This window comes from Janthinobacterium sp. HH106 (genome assembly GCF_001758725.1).
Classification (GTDB): domain Bacteria; phylum Pseudomonadota; class Gammaproteobacteria; order Burkholderiales; family Burkholderiaceae_D; genus Janthinobacterium.
Window position 1 is genome coordinate 127,147 of the sequence record NZ_LRIC01000008.1, and the last position, 24,972, is coordinate 152,118.

At 66.2% G+C, this 24,972-nt stretch carries 21 protein-coding genes; 6 read left to right on the forward strand and 15 right to left on the reverse strand.

The genetic code is table 11. The annotated features are described in order from the left end of the window. Positions 1–89 precede the first annotated feature (89 nt). The 10 genes from JAB8_RS04895 to JAB8_RS04940 all read right to left on the reverse strand — a co-directional run bounded on the left by JAB8_RS04895 (position 90) and on the right by JAB8_RS04940 (position 17,018). Positions 90–1,511, reverse strand: coding sequence for an efflux transporter outer membrane subunit (locus JAB8_RS04895; protein ID WP_070288723.1), 1,422 nt, complete (start codon positions 1,509–1,511; stop codon positions 90–92). Further along, the gene (locus JAB8_RS04900; protein ID WP_070288724.1) at positions 1,508–4,759 is read right to left on the reverse strand and encodes an efflux RND transporter permease subunit; all 3,252 of its coding nucleotides are present in this window, start codon (positions 4,757–4,759) and stop codon (positions 1,508–1,510) included. The genes JAB8_RS04895 and JAB8_RS04900 overlap by 4 nt, the downstream gene beginning before the upstream one ends. Then, positions 4,756–7,872 carry an efflux RND transporter permease subunit gene (locus JAB8_RS04905; RefSeq protein WP_070288725.1) on the reverse strand — a complete coding sequence of 1,039 codons (3,117 nt, stop codon included), beginning with the start codon at positions 7,870–7,872 and terminating at the stop codon, positions 4,756–4,758. Before JAB8_RS04905 ends, JAB8_RS04900 begins: the two co-directional genes overlap by 4 nt. Further along, a complete protein-coding gene (locus JAB8_RS04910) occupies positions 7,869–9,230 on the reverse strand; it encodes an efflux RND transporter periplasmic adaptor subunit (protein ID WP_070224052.1) in 1,362 nt (453 codons plus the stop codon). The genes JAB8_RS04905 and JAB8_RS04910 overlap by 4 nt, the downstream gene beginning before the upstream one ends. Positions 9,231–9,666: 436 nt before the next feature. After that, complete coding sequence (locus JAB8_RS04915; RefSeq protein ID WP_070288726.1) at positions 9,667–10,200, reverse strand: GNAT family N-acetyltransferase; 534 nt, start codon at positions 10,198–10,200, stop codon at positions 9,667–9,669. A gap of 89 nt (positions 10,201–10,289) precedes the next feature. Next, positions 10,290–12,164, reverse strand: coding sequence for a signal peptide peptidase SppA (sppA, locus tag JAB8_RS04920; protein WP_070224056.1), 1,875 nt, complete (start codon positions 12,162–12,164; stop codon positions 10,290–10,292). Between the two features lie 75 nt (positions 12,165–12,239). Continuing rightward, on the reverse strand, positions 12,240–13,718 hold the full coding sequence (locus tag JAB8_RS04925) for a sodium:solute symporter (protein ID WP_070288727.1): 1,479 nt from the start codon (positions 13,716–13,718) through the stop codon (positions 12,240–12,242). 99 nt (positions 13,719–13,817) lie between these two features. After that, complete coding sequence (locus JAB8_RS04930; protein ID WP_070288728.1) at positions 13,818–14,456, reverse strand: SMI1/KNR4 family protein; 639 nt, start codon at positions 14,454–14,456, stop codon at positions 13,818–13,820. 47 nt (positions 14,457–14,503) lie between these two features. After that, positions 14,504–15,721, reverse strand: a complete 1,218-nt coding sequence (locus tag JAB8_RS04935) for a YeeE/YedE family protein (RefSeq protein WP_070288729.1) — start codon at positions 15,719–15,721, stop codon at positions 14,504–14,506. Between the two features lie 85 nt (positions 15,722–15,806). Further along, positions 15,807–17,018, reverse strand: coding sequence for an MFS transporter (locus JAB8_RS04940; RefSeq protein WP_070288730.1), 1,212 nt, complete (start codon positions 17,016–17,018; stop codon positions 15,807–15,809). A gap of 144 nt (positions 17,019–17,162) precedes the next feature. Here JAB8_RS04940 and JAB8_RS04945 point away from each other — a divergent pair, with 144 nt between their 5' ends. Then, a complete protein-coding gene (locus JAB8_RS04945) occupies positions 17,163–17,399 on the forward strand; it encodes a DUF3820 family protein (protein ID WP_034749909.1) in 237 nt (78 codons plus the stop codon). An 8-nt stretch (positions 17,400–17,407) separates the two neighbouring features. Here the strand turns inward: JAB8_RS04945 and JAB8_RS04950 are convergent, their stop codons facing one another. Continuing rightward, positions 17,408–17,791 carry a glutaredoxin gene (locus JAB8_RS04950; protein WP_070224062.1) on the reverse strand — a complete coding sequence of 128 codons (384 nt, stop codon included), beginning with the start codon at positions 17,789–17,791 and terminating at the stop codon, positions 17,408–17,410. A gap of 107 nt (positions 17,792–17,898) precedes the next feature. Here JAB8_RS04950 and JAB8_RS04955 point away from each other — a divergent pair, with 107 nt between their 5' ends. Beyond that, positions 17,899–18,441, forward strand: coding sequence for a hypothetical protein (locus JAB8_RS04955; protein ID WP_139142949.1), 543 nt, complete (start codon positions 17,899–17,901; stop codon positions 18,439–18,441). A 13-nt stretch (positions 18,442–18,454) separates the two neighbouring features. Here JAB8_RS04955 and JAB8_RS04960 read toward each other — a convergent pair whose 3' ends face one another. Further along, positions 18,455–19,276, reverse strand: coding sequence for an APH(3') family aminoglycoside O-phosphotransferase (locus tag JAB8_RS04960; RefSeq protein ID WP_070288732.1), 822 nt, complete (start codon positions 19,274–19,276; stop codon positions 18,455–18,457). Between the two features lie 10 nt (positions 19,277–19,286). Then, positions 19,287–19,775, reverse strand: coding sequence for an Lrp/AsnC family transcriptional regulator (locus JAB8_RS04965; protein WP_070288813.1), 489 nt, complete (start codon positions 19,773–19,775; stop codon positions 19,287–19,289). A 77-nt stretch (positions 19,776–19,852) separates the two neighbouring features. Between JAB8_RS04965 and JAB8_RS04970 the strand changes: the two genes are divergently transcribed. Beyond that, entirely contained in the window at positions 19,853–20,749 is an 897-nt protein-coding gene (locus JAB8_RS04970; RefSeq protein ID WP_070288733.1) for a DMT family transporter, read from the forward strand. On the opposite strand, the gene JAB8_RS04975 is transcribed toward JAB8_RS04970, so the two are convergent. Then, positions 20,727–22,028 carry an ATP-binding protein gene (locus tag JAB8_RS04975; RefSeq protein ID WP_070288734.1) on the reverse strand — a complete coding sequence of 434 codons (1,302 nt, stop codon included), beginning with the start codon at positions 22,026–22,028 and terminating at the stop codon, positions 20,727–20,729. The genes JAB8_RS04970 and JAB8_RS04975 overlap by 23 nt on opposite strands. After that, positions 22,025–22,702 (reverse strand): response regulator transcription factor, encoded by a 678-nt coding sequence (locus JAB8_RS04980; RefSeq protein WP_070224073.1) that lies wholly within the window; start codon positions 22,700–22,702, stop codon positions 22,025–22,027. The genes JAB8_RS04975 and JAB8_RS04980 overlap by 4 nt, the downstream gene beginning before the upstream one ends. A 203-nt stretch (positions 22,703–22,905) precedes the next feature. Here JAB8_RS04980 and JAB8_RS04985 point away from each other — a divergent pair, with 203 nt between their 5' ends. The 3 genes from JAB8_RS04985 to JAB8_RS04995 are packed head-to-tail and all read left to right on the forward strand — an operon-like array spanning position 22,906 to position 24,970. Next, entirely contained in the window at positions 22,906–23,484 is a 579-nt protein-coding gene (locus JAB8_RS04985; RefSeq protein ID WP_070288735.1) for a porin family protein, read from the forward strand. 8 nt (positions 23,485–23,492) lie between these two features. Further along, on the forward strand, positions 23,493–24,284 hold the full coding sequence (locus tag JAB8_RS04990) for a MipA/OmpV family protein (RefSeq protein ID WP_071654383.1): 792 nt from the start codon (positions 23,493–23,495) through the stop codon (positions 24,282–24,284). 5 nt (positions 24,285–24,289) lie between these two features. Further along, complete coding sequence (locus tag JAB8_RS04995; protein WP_070288736.1) at positions 24,290–24,970, forward strand: hypothetical protein; 681 nt, start codon at positions 24,290–24,292, stop codon at positions 24,968–24,970. The last annotated feature ends 2 nt before the right edge of the window (positions 24,971–24,972 follow it).

Genomic DNA, 24,972 nt, shown 5'->3' on the forward strand with positions numbered 1-24,972 from the left:
ATCTTGCATTCTAGCACTCAAGATGGGCAGGAAAACGCGAATTTGGCGCAGGGGTTTTCGCCTGCACCGGCCTGCCCCTGATCGCCCCCTTACTGCGCCTGCGGCGCATGCCAGCCGCCGCCCAGCGACTGGATCAGGGCCACGGCCGTCGTCTGGCGGTCCGCCTGCGCCTGCACCAGCGAGCGGCGCGCCGACAGGGCCGTCACCTGCGCCGTCACCACATCCGTGTAGCCTACCTGGCCCGCGTTATAGCGGTTCAACATCTGCTGTTCGACCTGGTCGGCGGCCGACGACGCCTGCTGGCGCAAGGCCAATTGCTCGGCCAGCGCGCGCGTGGCCGACAACTGGTCTTCCACGGCGCCAAAGGCACTCAATACCGTCTGGCGGTAGCGCGCGACGGCCGCCTCATGGCCCGCCTTGGCAGCATCGACACTGGCCGTGGTGGCGCCCGCGTTGAACAGCGTTTGCGCTGCCGACACGCCCAGCGACCACAAGCTGCTTGAAGCGTTGAACAGGTCGCCCACCTTGCTGGCGCCGGAACCGTAGGAACCCGTCAGGTTCAGGCTCGGATAGTAGGCCGAGCGGGCGATGCCGATCTGCTCGTTAGCCACGGCCACCCTGCGCTCGGCGGCGGCGATGTCGGGACGGCGCTGCAGCAGGGTCGATGGCACACCCAGCGGCACCTCGGGCACGGTCAGGGTCCACGGCGCCACGGCCAGACTGAAGTCGGACGGTGCGCGGCCCAGCAGGATGGCGATCGCGTGTTCGAGCTGGGCGCGGGCGCGCGTCTGGCTCGACAGGTCGATCTGCGCATTGGCCAGCTGCGTCTGCGCCTGCAGCAGGTCGGACTTGGCGGCGATGCCCGAGTTAAAACGGTTGCCGGTGATCTCGAGCACGCGCTTGTAGCCATCGATGGTGGCGTTCAGCAGCGCGATCTGCGCATCGCTCTGGCGCAGCGAAAAGTAATTGGTGGCCAGCTCGCCCTGCGCCGACAGACGCGCGGCGGCCAGGTCCGCCGCACTGGCGGCCGCGCCGGCATCGGCGCCCGTCACGCCGGCGCGCAGCTTGCCCCACACGTCCGGTTCCCACGAGGCGCCGATGGCGGCCTTGAAGTTGTTGTTCGTCTGCTGCTCGCCGCCGCCACCGGAACGGGCGCCGCTGCCCGTCAGGTTCACGGTGGGGAACAGCGAGGCGCGCTGTTCGCGCACCAGCGCGCGCGCCTGCTCGTACGAAGCGATGGCGGCCGCCACGTTCTGGTTCGAGATGTCGATGCCTTCGGCCAGCTGGTTCAGCTGCGCGTCGCCGAACAGGGTCCACCAGGGACCGCGCTCCAGGGTGTCGGCCGGCGCGGCCGGTTGCCAGCCGGCCGCCTCCTTGAACGTTTGCGGCGCGGCGGCCGTCGGCGTTTCATACGCGGGGCTGACGGCGCAGCCGGCAAGGAGAACTGCTGCGGCCACGGCCAGCAGGCGGCGTGCGGGAACGGCGGATGGAATAGGTTTTACTTGCTTCATGATTGTGTGCTCGGGTTATCTGGCCCAGGAATGCGGCTCAATTGCTGCTCGTCGGCGCTGCGCGTGCGCAGCTTGTCGAGCAGGATATAGACCACCGGGGTGGTCAGCAATGTGAGTAACTGGCTGGCGATCAGGCCGCCGATGATGGCGACCCCCAAGGGCTGGCGTAGCTCCGACCCCTCGCCGAAACCGATCGCCAGCGGCAAGGCGCCAAGCGCCGCCGCCAGGGTGGTCATCAGAATGGGGCGGAAACGCAGCAAACATGCCTCGCGCACCGCCTCCACTGCACTCAAGCCGCGCGAACGCTCGGCCTCCAGCGCGAAGTCGATGATCAATATAGCATTTTTCTTGACGATACCGATCAACAGGAACACGCCGATCAGGGCGATGATGGAAAACTCCATGCGGAACAGCAGCAAGGCCAGCACGGCGCCCACCCCCGCCGACGGCAAGGTCGACAGCACGGTGACGGGATGGATCAGGCTTTCGTACAGGATGCCCAGCACGATGTAGATGACCACGATGGCCGCCAGGATCAAGAGCGGCTGCTCCTTGTTGCTGTCCTGCGCGCTCTTGGCCGAGCCCTGGAAGCTGCCGCGCACGTTCACCGGCATGCCGATTTCCGACTCCGCCTGGGCCACGGCGGCCTGCCCGTCGCTGAGCGGATAGCCGTCGGCCAGGTTGAACGACACGGTGGTGGCCAGCTCGCCGCCCTGGTGGTTGATCGAGGTCGCGGTCGCGCTTTCCGCAAAGGTGCTGAACGAGGACAGCGGCACCATGTGCGCCAGGGTCGTGGACAGGGCCGAGCCGCTGGACGGGTCGCGCGCCGCCGTCGTGTTCGACGTCGCCGCGCCCGTCGCCGCAGCGGTGGTGCTGGCCGTCGCCGTCGTGCTGGTGGCCGCGACGGCCGCCGCATTCGACGCCGGCACATACACGGAGCGCAGCGCTTCCGGGCTTTGCGCATAGCGGGGCGCCACTTCCATGATCACGTGGTACTGGTTCAGCTCATCGTAGATGGTCGCCACCTGGCGCTGGCCGAAGCTGTTGTACAGCGCATTGTCGATATCCTTCACTTGCACGCCCAGTTGTGTGGCGCGGTCCTTGTCGATGCTGACAAACGTTTCCACGCCGTTTTCCGCCTGGTCCGTGTCGACGTCGATCAGGGCCGGCTGCAGCTTCATCTGGTCGGCCAGCTTCGCCGCCCACTTCTTCAGGTCCGCCTGATTGTCGCTGATCAGGGTGTACTGGTACGTGGAATTGCTCGAGCGCCCGCCCATGCGCAAATCCTGCACGGGGTTGAGGAACAGCGAAATGCCCGTCACCTTGGCCAGTTGCGGACGCAGGCGGGCGATCACGGCTTGCCCCTTGTCCGTGCGCTGCGAGGCCGGCTTCAAGTCGATGAACATGAAGCCGCCCCCTGCCCGTCCGCCGCCCGTAAACCCCACGACGGTGGCGACGGCCGGGTCGTCCTTGATGATGTTGACCAGCTGGCGCAACTTGCTCTGCATGGCCTGGAACGAGATGCTCTGGTCGGCGCGCATGCCGCCATTGATCTGGCCCGTATCCTGCTGCGGGAAAAAGCCCTTGGGCGCGGCCGCGAACAGGTACACATTCAGGCCGACGACGAAGACGAGGATGGTCATCACCAGCGCGGCGCTCGACAGCGCCCAGTCCAGGCAGTGCTCGTAGACTTTCAGCATGCGCTCGAAACCGCGCTCGAACCAGCGCGCGACCCGGCCCGGCGGCTGGTGCTGCTGGCCGCTTTTCAGTAGCCAGGCACACATCATCGGCGTGGTCGTGAGCGAGATCACCAGCGAAATCATCACGGCGGCCGACAGGGTGACGGCGAATTCGCGGAACAGCCGTCCCACCTGCCCGCCCATGAACAGCAGCGGGATGAAGACGGCCACCAGCGACAGACTGATCGACAGCACCGTAAAACCCACTTCGCGCGCGCCCAGCAGGGCCGCCTTGAAGCGGTCCATGCCCGCCTCGATGTGGCGCTGCGTGTTTTCCAGCACCACGATGGCGTCATCGACGACGAAGCCCGTGGCCACCGTGAGCGCCATCAGGGACAGATTGTTCAGGCTAAAGCCCAGCATGTACATCACGCCGAAGGTGCCCAGCAGGGAAACGATGGTGGCCACGGCCGGGATGATGGTGGCGCGCACGCTGCGCAAAAAGGCGCTGACCACCAGCACGACGAGCACGATGGACAGGATCAGGGTGAATTCGATTTCGTGCAGCGACGAGCGGATGGAATTGGTGCTGTCGGACGCCACCTGCAGCTTGATGTCGCCCGGCAGCTGCGCCTGCAGTTGCGGCAGCAGCGCGCGCACGCCGTCGACCGTGGCGATGACGTTGGCACCGGGCTGGCGCGTGATCAGCACGATGACGGCCGGGTCGCCATTGAACAGGCCCAGGGTATTGTTGTTCTCCACGCCGTCGACCACGTCGGCCACGTCGTCGAGGCGGATGGCGGCACCGTCGCGCCAGGCCACGACCAGGCTGCGGTAGTCGTTTGCTGAGCGCCCGCCCGACGCCGTCGCCGCGCCCGAATAGATCTGCAGGCTGCGCTCGTCGCCGGAAATGGCTCCCTTGGGGCGGTTGGCGTTGCTGGCCTGGATGGCCGCCCGCACGTCCTCCATCGACAAGCTGTAGTGATTGAGCTGGTACGGCAGCAGTTCCACGCGCACGGCCGGCAGCGAACCGCCGCCCAGTTCCACGTCGCCCACGCCTTTGACTTGCGCCACCTTTTGTTGCACCAGGTTCGACACGGCATCGTAGATCTGGCCCGGCGTGCGCGTTTTCGACGTCAGCGCCAGGATGATCACGGGCGCGTCGGACGGATTGGCCTTGCGGTAGGTGGGATTGCTGCGCAGGGTGGCCGGCAAGTCCACGCGCGCGGCGGCAATCGCCGCCTGCACTTCGCGCGCGGCCGAATCGATCTTGCGGTTCAGGTCGAACTGCAAATTGATGCGCGCCGAGCCCGTGCCCGACGACGACGTCATTTCGTTTACGCCCGAGATCACGCCCAGGCGGCGTTCCAGCGGCGTGGCCACCGAGGTGGCCATGGTCGCGGGGCTGGCGCCAGGCAGGCTGGCGCTGACGGAAATGGTCGGATAATCGACCTGCGGCAGCGGCGAGACGGGCAGCACGAAGAAGGCGCCGATGCCCGCCAGCGCGATGCCGATGGTCAGCAGCACGGTGGCGATGGGACGCTTGACGAACGGTTCGGACAGGTTCACGCGGCGCTCCCCGCACCCGGCTTATCGAGACTGACAGCGTTCTTCCCTTTGCCCGCGAAGCGCTGGCCCAGGCGGTCGAAGCCCAGGTAGATGACGGGAGTGGTGAACAAGGTCAGCACCTGGCTGACGATCAGGCCGCCGAAGATGGCCAGGCCCAGCGGACGGCGCAACTCGGCGCCCTCGCCCCAGCCCAGCATCAGCGGCACGGCCGCGAACAGGGCCGCCAGGGTCGTCATCAAAATCGGGCGGAAACGCAGCAGCGCTGCCTGGTGGATGGCTTCCTGCGGGCTTTTTCCCTCGTCGCGCTCGGCCTCGATGGCGAAGTCGATCATCATGATGGCGTTCTTTTTCACGATGCCGATCAGCAGGATGATGCCGATGATGCCGATCACGCCCAGGTCCTGGCCCGAGATCATCAGGGCCAGCAAGGCGCCCACGCCGGCCGACGGCAGGGTCGACAAAATCGTCAGCGGATGGATGTAGCTTTCGTACAGCACCCCGAGCACGATGTAGACGCAGACGACGGCGGCCAAAATGAGCCACAGCTGGTTCGACAGCGAGTTTTCATACGCGCCGGCCGCGCCGAGGAACGTCAGTGTCACCGATGGCGGCAAGGCGATGTCTTTCGCCGCCTGGCGGATGGCGTCGACGGCGCTGCCCAGCGCCACGCCTTGCGTCGTGTCGAAGCCCAAGGTCGTGGCCGGGTACTGCGCCACGTGCGTGATCTGCAGCGGCGCCTGTTTTTCGCTGACGCTGGCAAAGGCGGACAGCGGCGTCGACTTGCCGGAACCCGTGCGCACCTGCAGGTCCGACAGGTCGGACGGCGTGGTGACGATGCCCGGCTGCGCTTCGAGGATCACGCGGTACTGGTTGGTTTCCGTGAAAATCGTCGAGATGATGCGCTGGCCGAAGGCGTTGTACAAGGCGTCGTCGACGGTGGCCGTGGTGACCGACATGCGCGCGGCGCTGTCGCGGTCGATGGCGACCGTCACGGCGGCGCCCGTGGCGCCCGCATCCGTGACGACGTTGCGCAACTGCGATTGCTCGCGCATGCGGGCCGCCAGCTTGCCCGCCCACTCCGTGACGGTGGCCGTATCGGCCCCTTCGAGCGAGACGCGGTACTGCGTCGGGCCCGATTCCGCGTCGATGGTCAGATCCTGCGTCGGCTGCAGATACAGGGTCACGCCGGCCACCTGGGCCACGCGGTTGCGCAGGCGTTCCATGATCTCGTCCTGGCTGCCGCTGCGCGGACGCTTCAGGTTGATCAGCATGCTGCCCGTGTGCAGCATGGTGTTGTTGGCCGCATCGACGCCGACGAGGGAACTCAAGGTATCGACAGCGGGGTCTTCCAGCAGCGCGCTGGCGGCGGCCTGCTGCAAGGCGGCCATGCGCGCGTACGAGACGGCTTGCGAGGTTTCGATGCGCGCCTGCAGCTGGCCCGTGTCCTGCGTGGGGAACAGGCCTTTCGGGATGGTGATATACAGGACGACGGTCAGCAGCAAGGTGGCCAGGGCCACGAGCAGGGTCAGTCCCTGGCGCTTCAGTACCCACACGAGCGCAAGGTCGTACTGATGGATAACCTTGTCGAGGAAAGCCTGGATGCGCTGGCCCGTGGCGCTGATTTTTTCATCGGCGTGGCTTTTCAGCCAGCGCGCCGACATCATCGGCACCAGGGTCAGCGAGACCACGGCGGAAATCAAGATCGTGATGGCCAGGGTCATGGCAAATTCACGGAACAGACGGCCCACCACGTCGCCCATGAACAGCAGGGGAATCAGCACGGCGATCAGCGAGACGGTGAGCGAGATGATGGTAAAGCCGATCTGCGATGCGCCCTTCAATGCGGCGGCCATCGGCGTTTCGCCCTCCTCGATGTAGCGGGCGATGTTTTCGATCATGACGATGGCGTCATCGACGACAAAGCCCGTGGCGATCGTCAGCGCCATCAAGGAGAGGTTGTTCAGGCTGTAGCCGAGCAAATACATGACGCCGCAGGCGCCGATCAGCGAAATCGGCACGGACAGGCTGGCGATCACCGTGGCGCGCAGGCTGTGTAAAAAGGCGAAGATCACCAGCACCACCAGCAGCACGGACAACAGCAGTTCCATTTCCACGTGCTCGACGGAGGCGCGGATGCCCGTCGTGCGGTCGCTCAGCACGTCGAGCTTCATGGCCGCCGGCAGGCTGGCCTGCAGGTCGGGCAGCAGGGCCTTGATGGCGTCCACCGTCTTGATGACGTTGGCGCCGGGCTGGCGCTGCACGTTCAGAATGATGGCCGGCTGCTTGCCCGACCAGGCACCGAGGCGCGTGTTTTCCGCGCTGTCGACGACGTTCGCCACGTCAGCCAGGCGCACGGGTGCGCCGTTTTTATACGTGATGATCAGGCGCTTGTAGTCTTCCGCCGTCACCAGCTGGTCGTTGGCGTTGATGGTAAACGAGCGCGTGGGACCGTCGAAACTGCCCTTGGCGCTGTTGACGTTGGCCGCCGCGATGGCCGTGCGCAGGCTGTCGAGGCCCAGGCCGTACGAGGCCAGCAATTTGGTGTCGCCCTGGATGCGCACGGCGGGACGCTGGCCGCCCGACAGCGAGACGAGGCCCACGCCGTTGACCTGGCTGATCTTCAGCGCCAGACGCGTGTTGACGATGTTCTGCACCTGCGTCAGCGGCATCGTGTCCGAGGTAATCGCCAGGGTCAGCACGGGCGCGTCGGCCGGGTTGATCTTCGCGTACACGGGCGGCGCCGGCAAATCGGTGGGCAGCAAGGAGCCGCCCGCGTTGATGGCCGCCTGCACTTCCTGCTCGGCCACGTCCAGGGTCTGGCCCAGGGTAAATTGCAGGGTGATGAGGGAAACGCCGGCCGCGCTGGTGGAACTCATGCGCTGTAGACCCGACATCTGCCCGAACTGGCGCTCCAGCGGCGCCGTCACCGTCTGTCCCATGACTTCGGGACTCGCGCCCGGGTACAGGGTCTGCACCTGGATGGTGGGGAAGTCCACCTGCGGCAAGGCGGCCAGCGGCAGGAACTTGAAGCCGACCAGCCCCGCCAGCACGATGGCCAGCATCAGCAGCGCCGTGGCGACGGGGCGCTGGATGAACGGCGTCGATGGACTCATTGCGCCGCGCCCTTCGCCGGAGCGGTCGCCGGCGCACTGGCGGGAGCGGAGGCGGTGGCCGAAGCGCTGGCCGCGCCCTCAGCATGCTGGCGGCGGTGGCGGCGTTCGCCGTTCGCGCCGGCAGCACCTGCGCCGCCCATGGCCGGCTTGTCGCCCGCCAGCATGACCTTCGCGCCTTCCTTCAGGCGGTCGGCGCCTTCCGTGATGACTTGCTCTCCCGCTTCCAGGCCGGCGCGGATTTCCACCATGTCGGTGGTGGCCTGGCCCCGCGTGACCATGCGCACGGTGACGGTCTTGTCGGCCTTGAGCACATACACGAAGTCGCCGTTGTTACTGTGACGCAAAGCCGTGACGGGCACCAGCACGGCGCCCGTGATGTTGCCCAGTTCCAGACGCACGTTGACGAACTGGCTGGGGAACAAGGCCATCTTGTCGTTCGTGTAACGGGCCTTGGCGCGCACGGTGCCCGTCTGCACGTCGACCTGGTTGTCGAGCGCCGTCAGGCTGCCCTTGTCCAGCGTATGCGTGCGCGTGCGGTCCAGCGCCAGCGCCGCCAGGGCCGAGCCGCCATTCAGGCGCTCCTGGATGGTCTGCACCTTATCCTGCGGCACGGAAAATTCCACGTCGATGGGCGAGAGCTGCGTCACGACCACCACGCCGCCCGTGTCGCTGGTGCTCACCAGGTTGCCGATATCGACCACCTTCAGGCCCGCGCGGCCGCTGATCGGCGACACCACCTTGGTGTAGCCGAGGTTCAGCCTGGCCGTGCCTTCGGACGCGCGGTCCGTCATGACGGTGCCTTCCAGCTGTTTTACCAATGCGGCCTGCGTGTCGACGTCCTGGCGCGCGATGGAATCCTGGCCCAGCAGGGTTTGATAGCGTTTCAGGGTCAGGCGCGCGTTTTCCAGCTGCGCTTCATCGCGCTGGCGCTGGCCCGTGGCCTGCATCAGCGCCATCTCGAACTGGGCCGGATCGATCTGCGCCACCACCTGGCCCGCCTTGACCATGCCGCCTTCCTTGAATTTCAATTCCTTCAAAATGCCCGACACTTGCGGGCGCACCGTCACGGTGGATGCGGCCGTCACCGTGCCCAGCGCATCGAGCACCACGGGCAGGTCGGACTTGACGGCCGTGGCCACGCCGACGGTGGTCGAGGGAGCGCCGCGGCGTCCGCCAGGCCCGCCGGGTCCGCCCGGGCCACCGGGACCGCCGGCACCGCCCTGGGCGCTGGCGCCGGAATGGGTCAGATACCAGGCACCGCCCCCCAGCGCCGCCATCACGGCCAGCGCGATGACCGTGCCGACGATTTTCGAACGGCGGCTGCGCCGTGGGGTATGGGGTGTTGTCTGCGAATCCATCGCTTATCCTTGTAGTGGCCGCTGGCACGGCGATTCTGTGGCGCCGGCCGAGGTGGAACACACTCAGGCCGGACGACCGTTTTTCGGGGTTGTTTCGGTACACAGCCGGGGAGTCAAGAGCTGAAAATCAGCTGAAAAAACATCGCTCTCCAGCGTGAAACGACTCTAGCATAGTCATGTAACTGTTTCATTTCTACTTGAAACAATTACACACAGCCTGGCAGGCATGGGAGGACCAGGCGGGCCGGCAGGCGGGCCGACCCTGTGGGGTAACGGTGGAAAAATCAGGCTTGCGGGGCTTCATCGCCCGACGTGCGCCAGACGCGGGCGACTCGCATGCAGATACAAACTCGCTACAAATCTCCCGCCAGCCGCCTTGACCCGGCGCCGCGCGGGGATCAAGTGGTCACAGACGACGGCGATTCTTTACCTGAATTTACAAGGTCATGCCGAGGATGACATCCTGGTAGTCGGTGCGGCCGACGCGGAAGGTGCGCCGTCCCACCTGCGCAAAGCCGCAGCGCGCATAGAACGCCAGCGCGTCGTGGTTTTCCGCGTACACGCCCAGCAGCACGCGCCCTGCCCCGCCGGCGCGCGCTTGGCTCAGCGCCGCCTGCATCAGGCGCTGGCCCACGCGCCGGCCCTGGAAGCGGTGCAGCAGGTAGATGCGCTTGATTTCCAGGTCGTCCGGACGCGGGTCCGCCACCGGCAGGCTGGCGGGACTGAGCACCAGATAACCGACGGGTGCGCCGCCGGGCATAGCCTCGGCCAGCCACAGGCGCATGGCCGGCAGCGCCAGCCAGTCGCGGTACAGCTGCGCGTCATGCTGGCGCTGGCAATGGGCGATGACGTCGGCGCCATCGAGGATGCCGGCGAACGCTTCCAGAAAGGTGGCCTGTCCCACCAGCGCCAGCGCCTGTTCATCGCCCTTGATGCAAGGGCGGATGGTGATACCCGTGGGTCCACTCATGTCGCTTGCCATAGTCTGCTCCTCAAGGAAAACAAGCCGGGCGAAGCCGGCTTGGAGATGTCATCTATATTGCCGTGTAAGGCCTGACCTTACTTGCCGCCCAAGGGCACCTCGCACAGGCAGTGCGTAAGCGCCATGAACGGTTTGCGCTCGCGCGTGATGCCCGACAGCCAGGAGAGGTCCTGCGCCATGCCCAGCGCCGCGTCGGCCGGCAAGCCCGTGCCGGCCAGGCCCAGTTTCACGTGTTCGCCCAGCCCCAGCGAGGCCATGGCCTTGGAACCGAACATGCCGATCAGGCGGTCGACGTTCGACGTTTCCTGTTCCAGGTAGGTCACGCGGTAGTCGGCGCCCAGATTGGCCCGCTTGGCGGCCGAGGCCAGCGCATCGCCATAGCTGCCGATGCGGTCGACCAGGTTGCGCTCTTTCGCCTGCAAGCCCGTCCAGACGCGGCCCTGCGCCACTGCATCGATCTTTTCCGGCGTCGTCTTGCGCGCCTTGGCCGCCAGGTTCAGGAAGTCGCCATACACGTGGTTGATCGAACCCTGGATCACTTCGGCGAAGCGGGGATCGAGCGGACGCAAGGGGTTGCCCGCGTCGGCCAGCCACGTGGTCGGCGAGCCGGCCGTGTGGATGCCCAGCTTTTCCACCACCTTGTCGGCCGTCGGCAGAATCGCGAACACGCCGATGGAGCCGGTGATGGTAGCCGCGTCGGCGATCACTTCGTCCGACGAGGTGCTGATCCAGTAGCCGCCCGAAGCGGCCACGTTGCCCATCGAGACGACCACCGGCTTGCCGGCGGCGCGCGTCAGTTCCAGTTCGCGGCGGATCAGTTCCGAGCCGAAGGCGCTGCCGCCCGGCGAATCGACGCGCAGCACGACGGCCTTGATCGACTTGTCTTCGCGCGCCTGGCGGATCAGACGCGAGGTGGACAGGCCGCCGATGGCGCCCGGTGGCGCGATGCCGTCGCCGATTTCGCCCGAGGCGATGACCACGCCGACGGCGTCGCCGATGTGCACGGGGCGCAGGCGCGCCAGGTAATCGGTGTAGTTCACCTGGCGGAAGTTCGTGCCTTCCGTGTTCTTGGCGCCGCGCGCCATCATGAACTGGCGCAGTTCATCGCGCGTTTTCAGGCCGTCGACCAGTTTTCCATTGAGCGACAGCTTGGCAATGTCGCCGCCCGCCGCCGTCATCAGCGCGGGCAGGTTGTCGATCGTTTGCATGATGGCGCCGGCCGGCAGCTTGCGCGCCTTTTCCACATCCGTCGTGTAGGTGGTCCACAGGCCGTTGTTCAGGTAGCGGTCCGCTTCAGCCGCCGCTTCGGACGGGCCGTTGGCGATGAACGGCTCGGCCGCGCTTTTATACGTGCCCACTTTCAGCAGGTTGACGGTCACGCCCACCTTGTCGAGCGCGTCGCGGTAGTAATTGCGGTAGCGGCCGAAGCCTTCCAGCATGACGCCGCCCATCGGGTGCAGAAATACCTCGTCGGCCTTGGCCGCCACCAGGTACTGGCGCTGGTTGTAGCTCGAACCCCAGGCCGTCACTTTCTTGCCCGTGGCGCGGAAACGCTCGACGCCGGCCGCCACTTCGCGCAGCGACGCCAGGCCGCCGCCCTGCAATTCGTCGAGCAGGATCACCATGGAACCGATGTTCTTGTCCTTGCCGGCCGTGTCGAGCACCGCCAGCACGTCGCGCAGCTGCACGCTTTTCTTGACTTCGCCGCTGACATTGGCCAGCACGGCCTCGCGCACGCCGCCCGGGGTTTCCTCGACCAGCGGGCCTTGCAAGTCGAGTACCAGGGTGGTCTTGTCCGCCAGGGGCTTGGCGCCGCCGCCAAAGATGGCGATCAGGATGGCGATGACGATCAGCAGGAAAATCAGGTTGATGACCGCGCGGCGGGTGGCGTCCAGCGCGCGCCAGAATGCGCCAAAGCCGCGGCGTAGCGGCGGGAAGGGGTTGAGTGACATCGATGCTCCGTGAGGTTATGTACCTAAAGGAAATCAATATAGCTGAAAATGGCCGCGATCGCCTTGGGATTCGTCTTATTTTGACAAGTATTGCGTGTCCTGGCCGCCCTGCCCCGGGGGCGTGGAAATGAGGAACAGGCCTGCGAGTACCAAGGCGCCGTTCAGGATCAGCAGTTCCAGGCCGATGCGGTAATGCTCGAACAGCCGCGCCTGCTCCCCTTCGATTAGCGCGCACAGCAGCGGCCCGGCCACGGCCACCAGCGGCACCCAGCGGTCGCGTACGCCGCGCCGGCTCAGCAGGCCGAAGGCGAACAGACCCAGCAGCGGACCATAGGTATAGCTGGCCAGCTTCAGGATCACGCCTATCATGCTGGGGTCATCCAGCCATTTGAAGGCCATGATCAATATCAGGAACAGGGCGGCGAACCCCAGGTGCACACGGCGGCGCCAGCGCATCTGCGCGGCCGCGCTCAAGTCCGGCCTGCGCTGCACGCCCAGGATGTCGATGCAGAAGGTGGACGTGAGCGCCGTCAATGCCCCATCCACGCTGGGAAACAGGGCGGAAATGAGGGCGATGAAAAAAATCAACTGCACCACGGCGGGAAAGTGCCCCAGCACGACGGCGGGAAACAGTTTATCGCCTGTCGCGCTGACGCCGGCCAGCGGCGCATACAGGTGCAGCAAGCCGCCGAGGAAGAGGAACAGCAGCAAGACGCCCGTCAGCACCACGGTCAGGCTGAGCATGTTCTTTTGCGAGTCGCGCAAGGTGCGCACGGAAATGTTCTTTTGCATCATTTCCTGGTCCATGCCCGTCATGGCAATCGTGATGAACATGCCGGCAAGAATGTGCTTCCACACATAGGCGGGGCTGTCCGGATCGACGGTGAAGATGCGCGTGAACCCTTGCGCGCGCATGCGCTCCAGGCTGTCGACGAGCGACAGGTCCATCGCGTGCAGCAAAAACACGCTGCAGATGACGAGGCCGGCCAGCATGCACGCCGTTTGCAGGGTATCGGTCCAGACGATGGTTTTCACGCCGCCCTCGTACGTGTACAGCAGGATCAGCAGCAGCACGACGCACGACGTCAGCCAGAACGGCACGCCCAGGCTGTCGAGTATGGTGGCTTGCAGGATATTGACCACCAGATACAGCCGCGCCGTGGCGCCCAGCAGCCGCGAGACGATGAAAAACGCCGCCCCGCTCTGGTAGGAGCGCCGGCCCAGGCGCAGTTCCAGGTAGCGGTAAATGGAAGTGAGCTGCAGCCGGTAATACAGCGGCAGCAAAATAAACGTGATGGCCAGGTAGCCGAGCACATAGCCGATCATCAGCTGGATGTAGCCGAAACCGTTGCTGCCCACGGCGCCGGGCACGCTGATGAAGGTCACGCCCGTGAGCGTGGTGCCGACCATGCCGAAGGCCACCAGCATCCAGTTGCTGTCCTTGTTGCCGATGAAGAAACTCTCATTGGTGGCGTGGCGCGAGGTGCGCCATGCCACGCCCAGCAGGATCAGGAAATACGCGAGGACGACGGCAAACAGGATCGCTGGGGACATGGCAGATACGGTACTGAGCTAAGGTGGGCGGCAATATACACCGGATTGCCGCGCCCGTTGCTGGAGGCGGCTAAAAGCGCCCCCCAGCCAGCCGCCACACTAGCCGCCCGAGGCGCGCCGCGCGGCATGCAGCGCGGCCAGCGCCGTTCTGAAGTGCACATTCGGCGTTTCCTGGCAGAAGTTGTCCGCCGCGCCGCTGCCGCCCAGCAGCGGGCTCACCAGCGGCGCATAATGCATGCCCTGGCGCAATGGGCCAAGCTGGCTTTCGACGGCCTGCAGGCGACGCGCATCGACCAGGGCAAAGCGCTCGGTCAGCACCTGTGCGAACAGTTCCTGTGCGCTATGCGCAAGCACGAACGATTCGAAGGTATCGATGGCGAACAGCAAATAGAGCACGCTGTCGCCATCGTGGCGGTAGCCGAGCTGATCGCCAAAGCAGGTTTCGGCAAAGAACACGGGACCGCCCTCTGCCGGGCACGGGAAAATCTCCGTCCAGAAATCTTGACGGTTCCACTCCTGCAGGCAATCGCGCGGCGCCGGCGTTGCGCCGTCACCAAAAAAGTACAGATCGTTGCGGCCGAAATAGCCGCCGCCCACCTGCCGCAGAAATGCCGCGAGGTCGTCGGGCAAGGCCACGCCCAGTACGTGCTCCGTAAAGGCAGCCAGCTTGCCGGCATCGGCGCTCACGCGCTGCGCCGGGGGAAACGCGTGTAAAAACGCCTGGTACTCGACATCCATGCACATTGCTCCATTAGTTTTCGGTACGGTCATTGACGGTGGATAACTCAGCAGCCGGTCGGCTTCACTTTTTCCACTTCCAGGCCGAACCACGGACGCAAGCGCGTGCCGATGACGTTGCCCAGGAAGGCGCAGAGCAGCCACAGCCAGCCGTGCAGGCTGCCCGAAACGATGCCGCTGAAGTAGGCGCCGATATTGCAGCCGTAGGCCAGGCGCGCGCCGTAGCCGAGCAGCAAGCCGCCGACGACGGCGGCGATGACCGAGCGGCGCGGGATGCGCCACACGGGCGCGTAGCGGCCGGCCAGGGCCGCCGCCAGCATGGCGCCCAGCACGATGCCGATATCCATCACGGAAGTCTTGTCCTGCGTCAGCGGCGCGGCCAGGGCGGCCGCGTTGGCCTTGGTCGACCAATAGGCCCAGCTGGCCGTGTCGATGCCGACCACGGACGCGGCTTTCGCGCCCCACAGGGCAAACGCGGACGTCACGCCCCACGGCCGGCCCGACAGCGCCAGGGTGATGAAATTGAGCACGACGAGCGCGATGGCGCCCGCCACCAGCGGCCAGGGGCCGTGCAGCCAGGGCGACGCCTGCGACGGACGCAGCGGCGTGGCGACGAGCTTGCCATGACGGCGCTTTTCAACGAAGACCGTGATGCCGGCGATCAGCGCGAAGACGATCCAGTTCAGCGCCAGCGCGGGCACCAGGCCCAGGGTCGTGACGAGGGAAATGGGTTGAAGTTGCGGCAGCGCCGTCCAGAACGGCATGTGCGCCGTGCCGATCACGGAGCCGACGATGAAGGCAGCCAGGGTGATGAGCATGCGCGTGCTGCCCCCGCCGACTGTATATAAGGTGCCGGAGGCGCAGCCGCCGCCCAGCTGCATGCCGATGCCGAAGATGAAGGCGCCGAAGATGACGGACGTGCCGGCGGGAGACACCAGGCCGGCGACGGGCGTGCCGAACAGGGTGCCGGCCGACAGCGCGGGAAAGAACAGCGCCACGCCCACGGCCAGCATCAGCATTTGCGCGCGCAAGCCGTCGCCGCGGCCATCGGCAATGAAGACGCGCCAGGCCGATGTAAAACCGAAGGCCGCGTGATACAGGGTGATGCCGAGCAAGGCGCCCACCACGTACAGCGCGGACTGGGTGGCGCCCACCGTCAGCGCCAGGTACCAGGCGCCTAGCACGATGAGCAACAGGGCTACGCCCAGCGGTTTCGGGTTGATGGCGGCGCGCAGGCGCAGCGGTAACATTGCGGTATCGGACATGGGGAGTATGGGCGAGAGAAAGGGAAACACCATTGTAAACCCTGCTCTCGCCCGTGCCAGCAACTTGCTTGCAGATCAAGCAGGCTTAATGCCCCACCGCATGCAGCGATTTCTCGCCGCCGCTGCGCACGGGAATCGGGTTCAAACGGTCCATCCGGCCGCTCAGGGCCGTCAAGCCGAAGGCGCCCAGCACGACCAGCGCGCCGATCCAGCCCGTGTGCACGAGGCCCAGGTGTTCGACGATCAGGCCGCCGCCCCAGGCGCCGCCGGCGATGCCAAGGTTAAAAGCGGCGATATTCAGGCCCGATGCCACATCCACGGCGCGGGGCGTGAAGTGCTCCGCTTGCTGCACGACATACACTTGCAAACCGGCCACGTTACCGAAGGCCACGGCCCCCCACAGCAGCACGGTGATGACGACGAGCACGGGATGCGGCGCCGTGAAGGTCAGCAGCAGCAAAACGGCTGCCAGCAGCAAAAAGATCAGTTTCAGGGCACTCACTGGACCCTTGCTGTCGGCCAGCTTGCCGCCCCAGATATTGCCGAACGCCACGGACACGCCATACACGAGCATCACCGCGCCCACGGCGCCGGCGCTGAAACCCGACACTTGCTGCAAAATCGGCGCCAGATAGGTAAAGGCGATGAAGGAGCCGCCATAGCCGACGGCCGTCATGGCATACACCAGCAGCAGCCGGGGCTGGCCCAGCACCCGCACTTGCTGCAGCAGCGAGGCGGGCTTGCTGTGCTTGATGGTCGACGGCACGTACAGCAGACTGCCGATGAACGCCACCAGACCCAGGGCCGAGACGGCGAGGAAGGTTTCGCGCCAGCCGAAATGCTGGCCGATGAAGGTGCCCAGCGGCACGCCCGTCACCAGGGCCACGGTCAAGCCCGTAAACATGATGGCAATCGCGCTGGCCGCCTTGTCCTTCGGCACCAGTGAGGTGGCGATGGTCGAGCCGATGGAAAAGAACACGCCATGCGCCAGCCCCGTCAGGATGCGGGCGACGACGAGGGTTGCATAGCCCGGTGATTTCCACGCCAGCAAATTGCCCAGGGTGAACAAGACCATCAACGACAGCAACAGGGTTTTGCGCGGAATCTTGCCCGTCAGGGCAGTCAGCACGGGCGCGCCGACGGCGACGCCCAGCGCATACAGGCTGACCAGCAGGCCGGCCGAAGGCAGGTTGACGCCCAGGTCCGCGGCGATGGTGGGCAACAGTCCCACGATGACAAACTCGGTGGTTCCGATGGCAAAGGCGCTGAGGGTCAGCGCGAGCAAGGCAATGGGCATGGCAAACTCCGATCAATGATGTTGGCATGCAGTATCGGGGTTTTCTTTGTTCCGAAAAATACCTGATCGGGAAGAAGATAATTGCGCTCAACTCAACAATGCAATGGTCTGCTACACTGGCCGCATCAACACGGGGTCACCACCATGAATTCAGAAAAACTGGCGCTGCTGGTCACGCGCGAAATGCCATACGGGAAATATCAGGGACGCTTGCTGGCCGATTTGCCGGGACACTACCTGGGCTGGTTCGCGCGCGAGGGCTTCCCCTCGGGCGAACTGGGCAGTTTAATTGCGCTGATGTACGAGCTCGACCACAACGATTTACGCAGCTTGCTCGACCCCTTGCGCACGCGCAAGTCGCCGTGGCGGCCGGGCGAGTAAGGAACAGGTCAGAACTGGCGCAGCTTCTTCGCCAGCATGGCGCTGAACTCGCCATTTTCCACGAGCTTTTGCAGCTCGCTGGCGCCGCCGATGAGCACGCCGTTAACGAAAATCATGGGAAACGTGGGCCAACCCGTCCACATTTTCAAGGCATTGCGGCGGTGCCACTGGTTCAGATAGCTGCCGTATTGCAGGTACTGATAAGGCGTGCCCAGCACGTCGAGTATCTTGCGCGCCTTGCGCGGGAACGGGTTGAGCGCCATGCCGACCACCACTACCTGGTGCGCGGCGATGGCCGCCTGCACCTCGCGCACGATGTCCTGGTGCTTGCTGCCGATCAAAGGGCGGGCGGCGGGATGGATCTGGGCTTCGTCAAGGATGGCGCGGGTCATGAAAGTCCTGGGGTCAGTGGCACGTGGCGTGCGGATCACGCATTGTGCCACGCACTCAGGCTGGCGTGGGCTACACTGCGCGTCTTCTCCCCCTTCACCTGAAATATATGCAAGCAATCACTCCCATGCCGGCATGCCGCACCCGCCGCCTGATCGGCTCGCTTTTTCTCGCCGCCTGCGCCTCCAGCGCCCTGGCCGCTGCCGATCCCGGGCTTGAAAGCGGTCTGATCCAGGCGCTGCACCTGAAAAAGGGCACGACGGAAAGAACCGGCACCTCCGGCAAGGCCATCGCCGCCTACATGCGCGAAGGCTACGTCGGCAAGCACCCGGACCAGCGCTTTGATTACACCGATTATTACCTGTTGAAAAAGCCGGCCGGCTTCATGGGGCATGCACTGGTGCTGATCGAGGAAGAATACATCACGCAATACATCGGCTGCTGCGTCAGCCCCGGGGCCGGCGTGACGGTCAAGGTGCAGGGCAGCACGCAGAAGCTGCAGGCGTTCGCCCGCGCCCAGCGCTGCACCCTGACCGACCCCGTCGATATCGGGCATGCACTGAGCGAGGTTGCCATCCAGGCCCGGCTGCCCCAAGGTCATTACGCGTCCTTGAGCTGCCGCGAACGCGATGCCGAGCGCGAAGAGCCTTGATGGCTGGCAGCCTTCAAAACAGCTCGTCGAGCAGCAAATGGAATGCCAGCTTGCCTTGATCGATATCAAGGAGCCCATATTGTTCAGCAAACCTTTGCTGTAGCGCGGCGTCCAACTGACCGAGAGCACGCCAGGCGATGGCCAGGTCCTGGTAGCGGTCGGCAACGCCCGCCCGTCCCACGTCGAGGCAGCCGACGACGGCGCCTTCGTGCAGGAGGATATTCTCCAGCGAAAAATCGCCATGCGTAACGACGAGGTCGGGCGCGACGGGCTGGCAATCCTGCAGCGTCGCCCACACCTGTTCCGCCGTCCAGCCTTGGCGCCCGGCATCGAAATCGTCGGCATCGACCAGGCCCGCATCGATGCGCTGGCGCGCCTGGGCCAGCCGGACGGCAGGGCTGGCGTCGAACGGGCAGGCATCGACGGGCAGCGCATGCAGGCGGCGCAGGAAGGCTGCCAGCGCGTCGGCCACGGCGAGGCCAATCTCGGGATCGGCTTCCAGTAATTCGTGCGCCGTCTTGCCCGGCAGCGCCGCCGTCAGCAGCCATACCTGCTGCGGGTCTGCCGCCTGGGCGAACTGGAGCACGACCGGCACGGGCAGGTACTGCACCAGCCAGCGCAGGCGCACCAGTTCATCGGCGAGCTCGGCGGCGGCAACACCCTTGCCATGCTTCAAAAACAGGTCCGGCGCGCCGTCCCTGCCCTGCAGCCGGTAGACGGCAGCGTCCGATTCACCGGCGCTGTCGCGCACCCATCGATAGCCGGCCACGGCGGCGCGCAGGCTGGCGGGCATGGCTGCCTTCACGGCCGCTTGCTTCTTGTTGGAGATCGTCATCTGTCCGATCCTATGCCAGCGGCACGTGCAAGCCCATCTTGAGGCAGGTCAGCGCCACCGAGGTACGGTAGCGCCGGATATTGTCGTCGCCGCCGAACAGGCGTTCCGTCAGTGCCTCGTATTCGGCCATGCTGCTGGCGGTAATGATCAGCAGGTAATCGGCCTCGCCCGTGATGCCGTAGCACTGCTGGATGGCAGGCTCGGCCATGATGCGCGCGCGCATGCCGGCCGTGCGCTGCGGGTGCTCGTCGTGCAAATGCACTTCCACCGTCAAGATCAAGGGACGGCCCAACCGGCTCGCGTCGAGCACGGCCACTTCATGACGGATCACCCCGCTCTCGCGCAGGCGGCGGATGCGCCGCTGCACGGCCGGCGCCGACAAATGCACGGCCTGGGCGATTTCGCGTTGCGAGGTCGTGTTATCGCGCTGCAGGATGTCGAGTATCGCCAGGTCGAAGGCATCGAGGTCGGGCGAAGGCGTGAGCGAAAGTTGCGTCATGAAGGTCAAAATGCAGTGCAAATATCGGAGCAGACACAATAAACTTTCACCATTCCGATATCAAGCCTTTTATCACCATGCCATTACGCCGCTATTCCTCGTTCATTCCCCTGCTCGCCATCCTCGGTTCCGTCACCGCGCTGGGGCTGGGCACCTCATGGGCCAAGCACAGCCTGTTCCCGCTGGTCGGTGCGCAAGGCACGACGGCCGTGCGTGTGGGCTTTTCCGCGCTGCTGCTGTTGCTGTTCTGGCGCCCGTGGCGCTGGCAGCTGAGCCGCGCCGACCTGCGCACGGTGGCCCTGTACGGCGCGGCGCTGGGCTTGACCAACCTGTGCTTCTACATGGCCTTGCGCACGATCCCGTTCGGCATCGCCGTGGCCATCGAGTTTTCCGGCCCGCTGGCCGTGGCGCTGCTGGCCTCGCGCCGCGCGCTCGACTTCGTCTGGGTGGCCCTGGCCGTGGCGGGACTGGCGCTGCTGCTGCCGCTCGGCCACGACATCAGCAATCTCGATCCCACGGGCGTGCTGTTCGCCCTGGGCGCGGCCGTCTGCTGGGCCTCGTACATCGTCTTCGGCAAGCGCGCCAGCCATCTGCATGCGGGCCATTCCGTCTCGCTGGGCCTGGCCATGGCCGCGCTGGTGGTCGTGCCCGTGGGCGTGATGCACAGCGGCGCCGCCCTGCTCTCGCCCGCCGTGCTGGGCATCGGCCTGGGCGTGGCCCTCATTTCCAGCGCCATCCCGATTTCGCTGGAAATGGTGGCCCTGAAGCGGCTGACGCCGCAAGCGTTCGGCATCATGAGCAGCATGGAACCGGCCGTGGCCGCCATGCTGGCCTACATCCTGCTCGACGAGCGGCTCGGTGCCGGGCAGTGGCTGGCGATTGCCATGATCATGGCCGCGTCCATGGGCAGCTCGTACATGGCGCAGCGGCAGAGACGCGGCGCGGCAGCGCTCAGGCCCGAATACAAATCGTGAAGCGCGCGCCGCCCAGCGGCGAATCGTCGACGGCGATGGCGCCGCCGTGCAGCGCGACGGCCCTGGCGGCGATGGCCAGTCCCAGGCCGTGGCCCGCGGCCGCATGGTCCTGCTCGCGCTCCAGGCGGTAGAACGGGGCGAACACCCGTTCGCGCTGGTCGGCGGGAATGCCGGGACCATCGTCCTCGATAACGATGTGCAGCGCCTCGCCATCGCGCACGGCCGACAGCGCCACGCGCGCAACGGCATATTTGGCCGCATTGCCCAGCAGGTTGCCGACGGCGCGCGCCAGCAGACGGGCGTCGCCGCGCAGCTCGCCCAGGTCGGCGGCGATGCCGGCGTCCACCTGGCGCGGCAAGGCCGCCGCCAGACAGGCGTGCAGCAGGGGCGCCAGCGCGAAGGACTGGCGCGGCAGCGCCTGCGCATGATCGAGCTGCATCAGGCCCAGCAGCTCATTGACGAGGGTTTTCAATTCATCGACATCGGCGCCCATGGCGTCGACGCGCCGCCGCAGGTCGGGCTGGCCTTTCGCATGCCGCGCGGCCAGCAGTTCCAGGCCGAATTCCAGCCGTGCGATCGGCGTGCGCAGCTCGTGCGAGACCGACAGCAGCAAATGCTTGCGCGCCTCCAGCAGCGAACCGATGCGCCCGGCCATGTCGTTGATGCGGCCCGCCAGCGGCGCGATGCTGGACGCGGGGCTGACCCGCGCCCGCGCGGCCAGGTCGCCCCGTCCGAAATCGTCGGCCATGCGCGACAGCGCCGCCAGGCTGCGGCCGTGCGCGCGCGTCCACCAGCCCAGCGGCAGCAGCAGGCATAGCGCGATGACGGCGAAACGGATCGCCTCCATGCGCAGCGCCTGGCCCACGTCGATGGGCAGCTTCTGCGCGTGGAGCACGTCGTCATCGCTGCCGGCATAGCGCGCGCCCGTGACATCGACGCGGCGGTAAAAGCCCTTGCCGCCCACGTCCATCACGACAGCGCCTTGCAGCAGCGGCGCGCGCCGGGCGGCCGGCAGCGCCGCCAATACTGTGGCCAGCGGCTGCAGTTCCAGCGTGACGTCCGACACTTCGCGCACCTTGTTCAGGCGCGGCAGCCATTCGTCGGCGGGCGCCTGGTCGATGTACTGCTCCAGCAGGAATATCTGGCCGGCCGCCTGGTCGCGCGCGATGTGCTCGAGCGGATCGCCGAACAGGCGGCTGAAGGTGAAGTAAATGACGCCGCTGCCCAGCGCGATGGCCAGCAGCACCAGCAGCGCGAAACGCCAGAACAGGCGGTTCATTCCCAGGCCGAGGGCGTGAGCAGGTAGCCTTCGCCCCACACCGTCTTGATGCGCTCGGCGGCGGTGTCGTCGAACTTGCGGCGCAGGCGCGAGATGCAGTTGTCGATGCTGCGGTCGAGGCCATCGAATTCGATGCCGCGCATCTTGACGAGGATGTCGTTGCGCGACATGACCTTGCCCGCGGCATCGGCCAGGATGGCGAACAGCTTGAATTCGGCGCTGTTCATGGCGATTTCCTGACCGCGCCAGTGCACGGCGCGGTTCTCGCGCGACACGCGCAGCTGGCCGATGACGATATCGCTGCCGGCCGCCGCGCTGCCGCGCCGCTGCAGCGCGCGCAAGCGGGCCAGCAGCACGCGCGGCTGGATCGGCTTGTTCACGTAGTCGTCGGCGCCCTGCTCCAGGCCCGAGACTTCGTCGAAGGTGTCTTCGCGCGCCGTCAGTATCAGGATGGGCACGGCGCTGAGCTGGCGCAGCTGGCGGCACACCACCAGGCCGTCGACGCCGGGCAGGGTCAGGTCGAGTATCACCAGCTCGGGCTGGGTATCGCGAAAACGCGCCAGGGCCTGGTCGCCGCGCGTGACCACGTCGACCGCATAGTCGTATTGCTCCAGGTATTCCTTGACCAGCGCGGCCAGCCGCGCATCGTCCTCCACCAGCATGACACCTTGCATCGCTCCTCCGCGCCGCCATTTTTGTGGCGTATTGTAGTGGAGCGCGGCGCGCCTGTGGCAAATTCGACAATCCCGTACACATTGCTACACTTTCTATACAAATGCGGCCTACAAATTGAGGACAATTCGAAGACAAACACGGGCGGATTCCGGGACGCTGTTTGCCTAACATTCATGGCTCTTACCTCAACCGGAATCCGAACATGAAAAAATTTGCATGCAGCACCCTGCTCGCCGTCGCCGCCACCTCGCTCGTCCACGCCGAAGGCATGTACGTGGGCGCCAACATCAGCCCGGCCAGCGACGGCAAGATCCAGTATGCGGCTGGCGGCGCGACAAGCCAGCGCGACGCGAGCGGCAAGGCGCTGCCTTTCGGCGTCTTCGCCGGCTATGAACTGACGCCGGCCTGGGCGCTGGAGGGCGGCTACCGCGCCAGCGGCGGCGCGACCAGCTTCGACCTCGACCCCGGCTACCGGCTCAGGGTGCGCGCCAGCGCCGCCTACTTGGCGGCGCGCGGCACCTGGCGTCTGGACGAGGACTGGTCGCTGTTCGCCAAGGCGGGCATGGCGCGCAGCCGCGTCAAATTCTCCATCGACGGCAGGAATGCGCCGCCCGGTGAATCGGCCGGCAAGACGGGCCTGTACGCGAGCGCGGGAGCGGCTTACCAGATCAACAAGGACGTGGCGCTGCAGCTCGAATGGGAGCACGCCCCGACAGTCAGATACGAAGGACTCGACAGCACGATGAACCGCATCGCGCTCGGTGTCCGTTTCGGTTTTTAAAGGATGGCATGCACAAGTTCGCTCCCCGTTTTTCTCCCCGGTTTTCTCCCCGGTTTTCTCCCCGGTTATTGCTGCCGGCGCTGCTGCTGGCCGGCGGCGCCGGCGCGCAGATGATGCCCGACGGGAGCCGGGACATGTACGTGGGCGCGGCGGTCACGGGCAGCTCCGCGACGGACGATGGCGCGCCGCGCGCCGCCGTCCTGCGGCCGCTGCTGCAGGTCCAGTGGAGCAATGGCGTGTTCGTCTCGGCCAGCGGCGTGGCGGGCATGCACCTGTCGGCTACGCCGGGCATTGAATACGGCCCGCTGCTGGCCGCCAGCAACGCGCGCGATCCGGAAGATGGCTGGCGCCTGCGCGGCACGCGGCGCATCAAGGGCTCGCCCGACGTGGGCGGCTTTTATGGCTATTACCTGGGCGAGCAGATGCGCGTCACGTCGAACCTGGTGTACGACACGAGCGCGCACGGCTGGCGCGCGCAGTTCGCCGTGCAAAAGACCCTGCCCTCGCTGGCGGCCCATCATACGGTGACCCTGTCGGCCGGCGTGTCGCTGGCCAGCGGCGCCGTGATGGAGGAGCGCTACGCCGTCAGCGTTGCTGCCGGCGGCGCGCGCGACTACCGCCCGGCCGGCGGCGTCACCGCCATCGAGGCAGGCGTCAACTGGAACTGGGCGCTGAGCAGCAAGTGGCTGCTCAACAGCGCCGTCACGGGCACGCGGCTGGGCAGCGGGCCGGCCGGCAGTCCCGTCATCGAACGGCGCAACGCCATCAGCTGGTCCACCGGCCTCGGCTACCGGTTTTAAGCGGCATGCTCAAGCCCCTGCTTCTCGGCCTGGCATTGCTGCCCGCGTTCGCAGGCGCCCAGGAAGGCGGCGACTGGATCGCGTATCGCGACGCCTACCGCCACATGATCTGGTTCGAGAAGTACGGCAAGCCCAAGCAATTGCTGCAGCAGCATCTGCGCTTGCGTCCGCGCGACGCCGGCGTGTCCACGGATGGCTTGCGCCTGACCTTGCACGGCAAGGACGCGCAGCTGGCGCTGCCGCTCGATGCTTTGGGGCGCGCCGTTTTCCCGTTTTCCAAGGCTGCCTATGACGACAACGCGGAACTGACCTGGAACCGCAAGCCGGGCCAGATCTCGTCAAGCGCCTGGGTCTCCATCGTCACGCGGCCCGATGGCGTGTATGCGGCGGCCGACCTGCGCGCCGCCTGCGAACAATTCCTCGCCTATACGCGCTACGCCGGCAGCGCTGGCGGCAAGCGCTGCGCCGGCGTGCAGTTTGCGTATGCGAGGACGGATGCGGCGCAAGTGCGCTATCAGGGCGGCGATGGCGCGGCGTTCCCGCTGGCGGCGCAGGACGGCCCCGCCTTTCCCGGCGACGCCGCCAGCGGCTTTCGCGTCTACGCCTTCCGTTTCCATGCGCATCCGGACGGGGGCCAGGTACTCACCGGCGGCACGCCGCTGGCGATCGCCGCCCTGCTGGAATAAGG

Coding starts and splice junctions, on each gene's coding strand:
- JAB8_RS04995 (WP_070288736.1), top strand. CDS start 24,290: ATGCTCAAGCCCCTGCTTCTCGGCCTGGCATTGCTGCCCGCGTTCGCA.
- JAB8_RS04905 (WP_070288725.1), bottom strand. CDS start 7,872: ATGAGTCCATCGACGCCGTTCATCCAGCGCCCCGTCGCCACGGCGCTG.
- JAB8_RS04955 (WP_139142949.1), top strand. CDS start 17,899: ATGCAAGCAATCACTCCCATGCCGGCATGCCGCACCCGCCGCCTGATC.
- JAB8_RS04925 (WP_070288727.1), bottom strand. CDS start 13,718: ATGTCCCCAGCGATCCTGTTTGCCGTCGTCCTCGCGTATTTCCTGATC.
- JAB8_RS04975 (WP_070288734.1), bottom strand. CDS start 22,028: ATGAACCGCCTGTTCTGGCGTTTCGCGCTGCTGGTGCTGCTGGCCATC.
- JAB8_RS04990 (WP_071654383.1), top strand. CDS start 23,493: ATGCACAAGTTCGCTCCCCGTTTTTCTCCCCGGTTTTCTCCCCGGTTT.
- JAB8_RS04970 (WP_070288733.1), top strand. CDS start 19,853: ATGCCATTACGCCGCTATTCCTCGTTCATTCCCCTGCTCGCCATCCTC.
- JAB8_RS04930 (WP_070288728.1), bottom strand. CDS start 14,456: ATGGATGTCGAGTACCAGGCGTTTTTACACGCGTTTCCCCCGGCGCAG.
- JAB8_RS04945 (WP_034749909.1), top strand. CDS start 17,163: ATGAATTCAGAAAAACTGGCGCTGCTGGTCACGCGCGAAATGCCATAC.
- JAB8_RS04895 (WP_070288723.1), bottom strand. CDS start 1,511: ATGAAGCAAGTAAAACCTATTCCATCCGCCGTTCCCGCACGCCGCCTG.
- sppA (WP_070224056.1), bottom strand. CDS start 12,164: ATGTCACTCAACCCCTTCCCGCCGCTACGCCGCGGCTTTGGCGCATTC.
- JAB8_RS04910 (WP_070224052.1), bottom strand. CDS start 9,230: ATGGATTCGCAGACAACACCCCATACCCCACGGCGCAGCCGCCGTTCG.
- JAB8_RS04960 (WP_070288732.1), bottom strand. CDS start 19,276: ATGACGATCTCCAACAAGAAGCAAGCGGCCGTGAAGGCAGCCATGCCC.
- JAB8_RS04935 (WP_070288729.1), bottom strand. CDS start 15,721: ATGTCCGATACCGCAATGTTACCGCTGCGCCTGCGCGCCGCCATCAAC.
- JAB8_RS04950 (WP_070224062.1), bottom strand. CDS start 17,791: ATGACCCGCGCCATCCTTGACGAAGCCCAGATCCATCCCGCCGCCCGC.
- JAB8_RS04985 (WP_070288735.1), top strand. CDS start 22,906: ATGAAAAAATTTGCATGCAGCACCCTGCTCGCCGTCGCCGCCACCTCG.
- JAB8_RS04915 (WP_070288726.1), bottom strand. CDS start 10,200: ATGAGTGGACCCACGGGTATCACCATCCGCCCTTGCATCAAGGGCGAT.
- JAB8_RS04965 (WP_070288813.1), bottom strand. CDS start 19,775: ATGACGCAACTTTCGCTCACGCCTTCGCCCGACCTCGATGCCTTCGAC.
- JAB8_RS04980 (WP_070224073.1), bottom strand. CDS start 22,702: ATGCAAGGTGTCATGCTGGTGGAGGACGATGCGCGGCTGGCCGCGCTG.
- JAB8_RS04940 (WP_070288730.1), bottom strand. CDS start 17,018: ATGCCCATTGCCTTGCTCGCGCTGACCCTCAGCGCCTTTGCCATCGGA.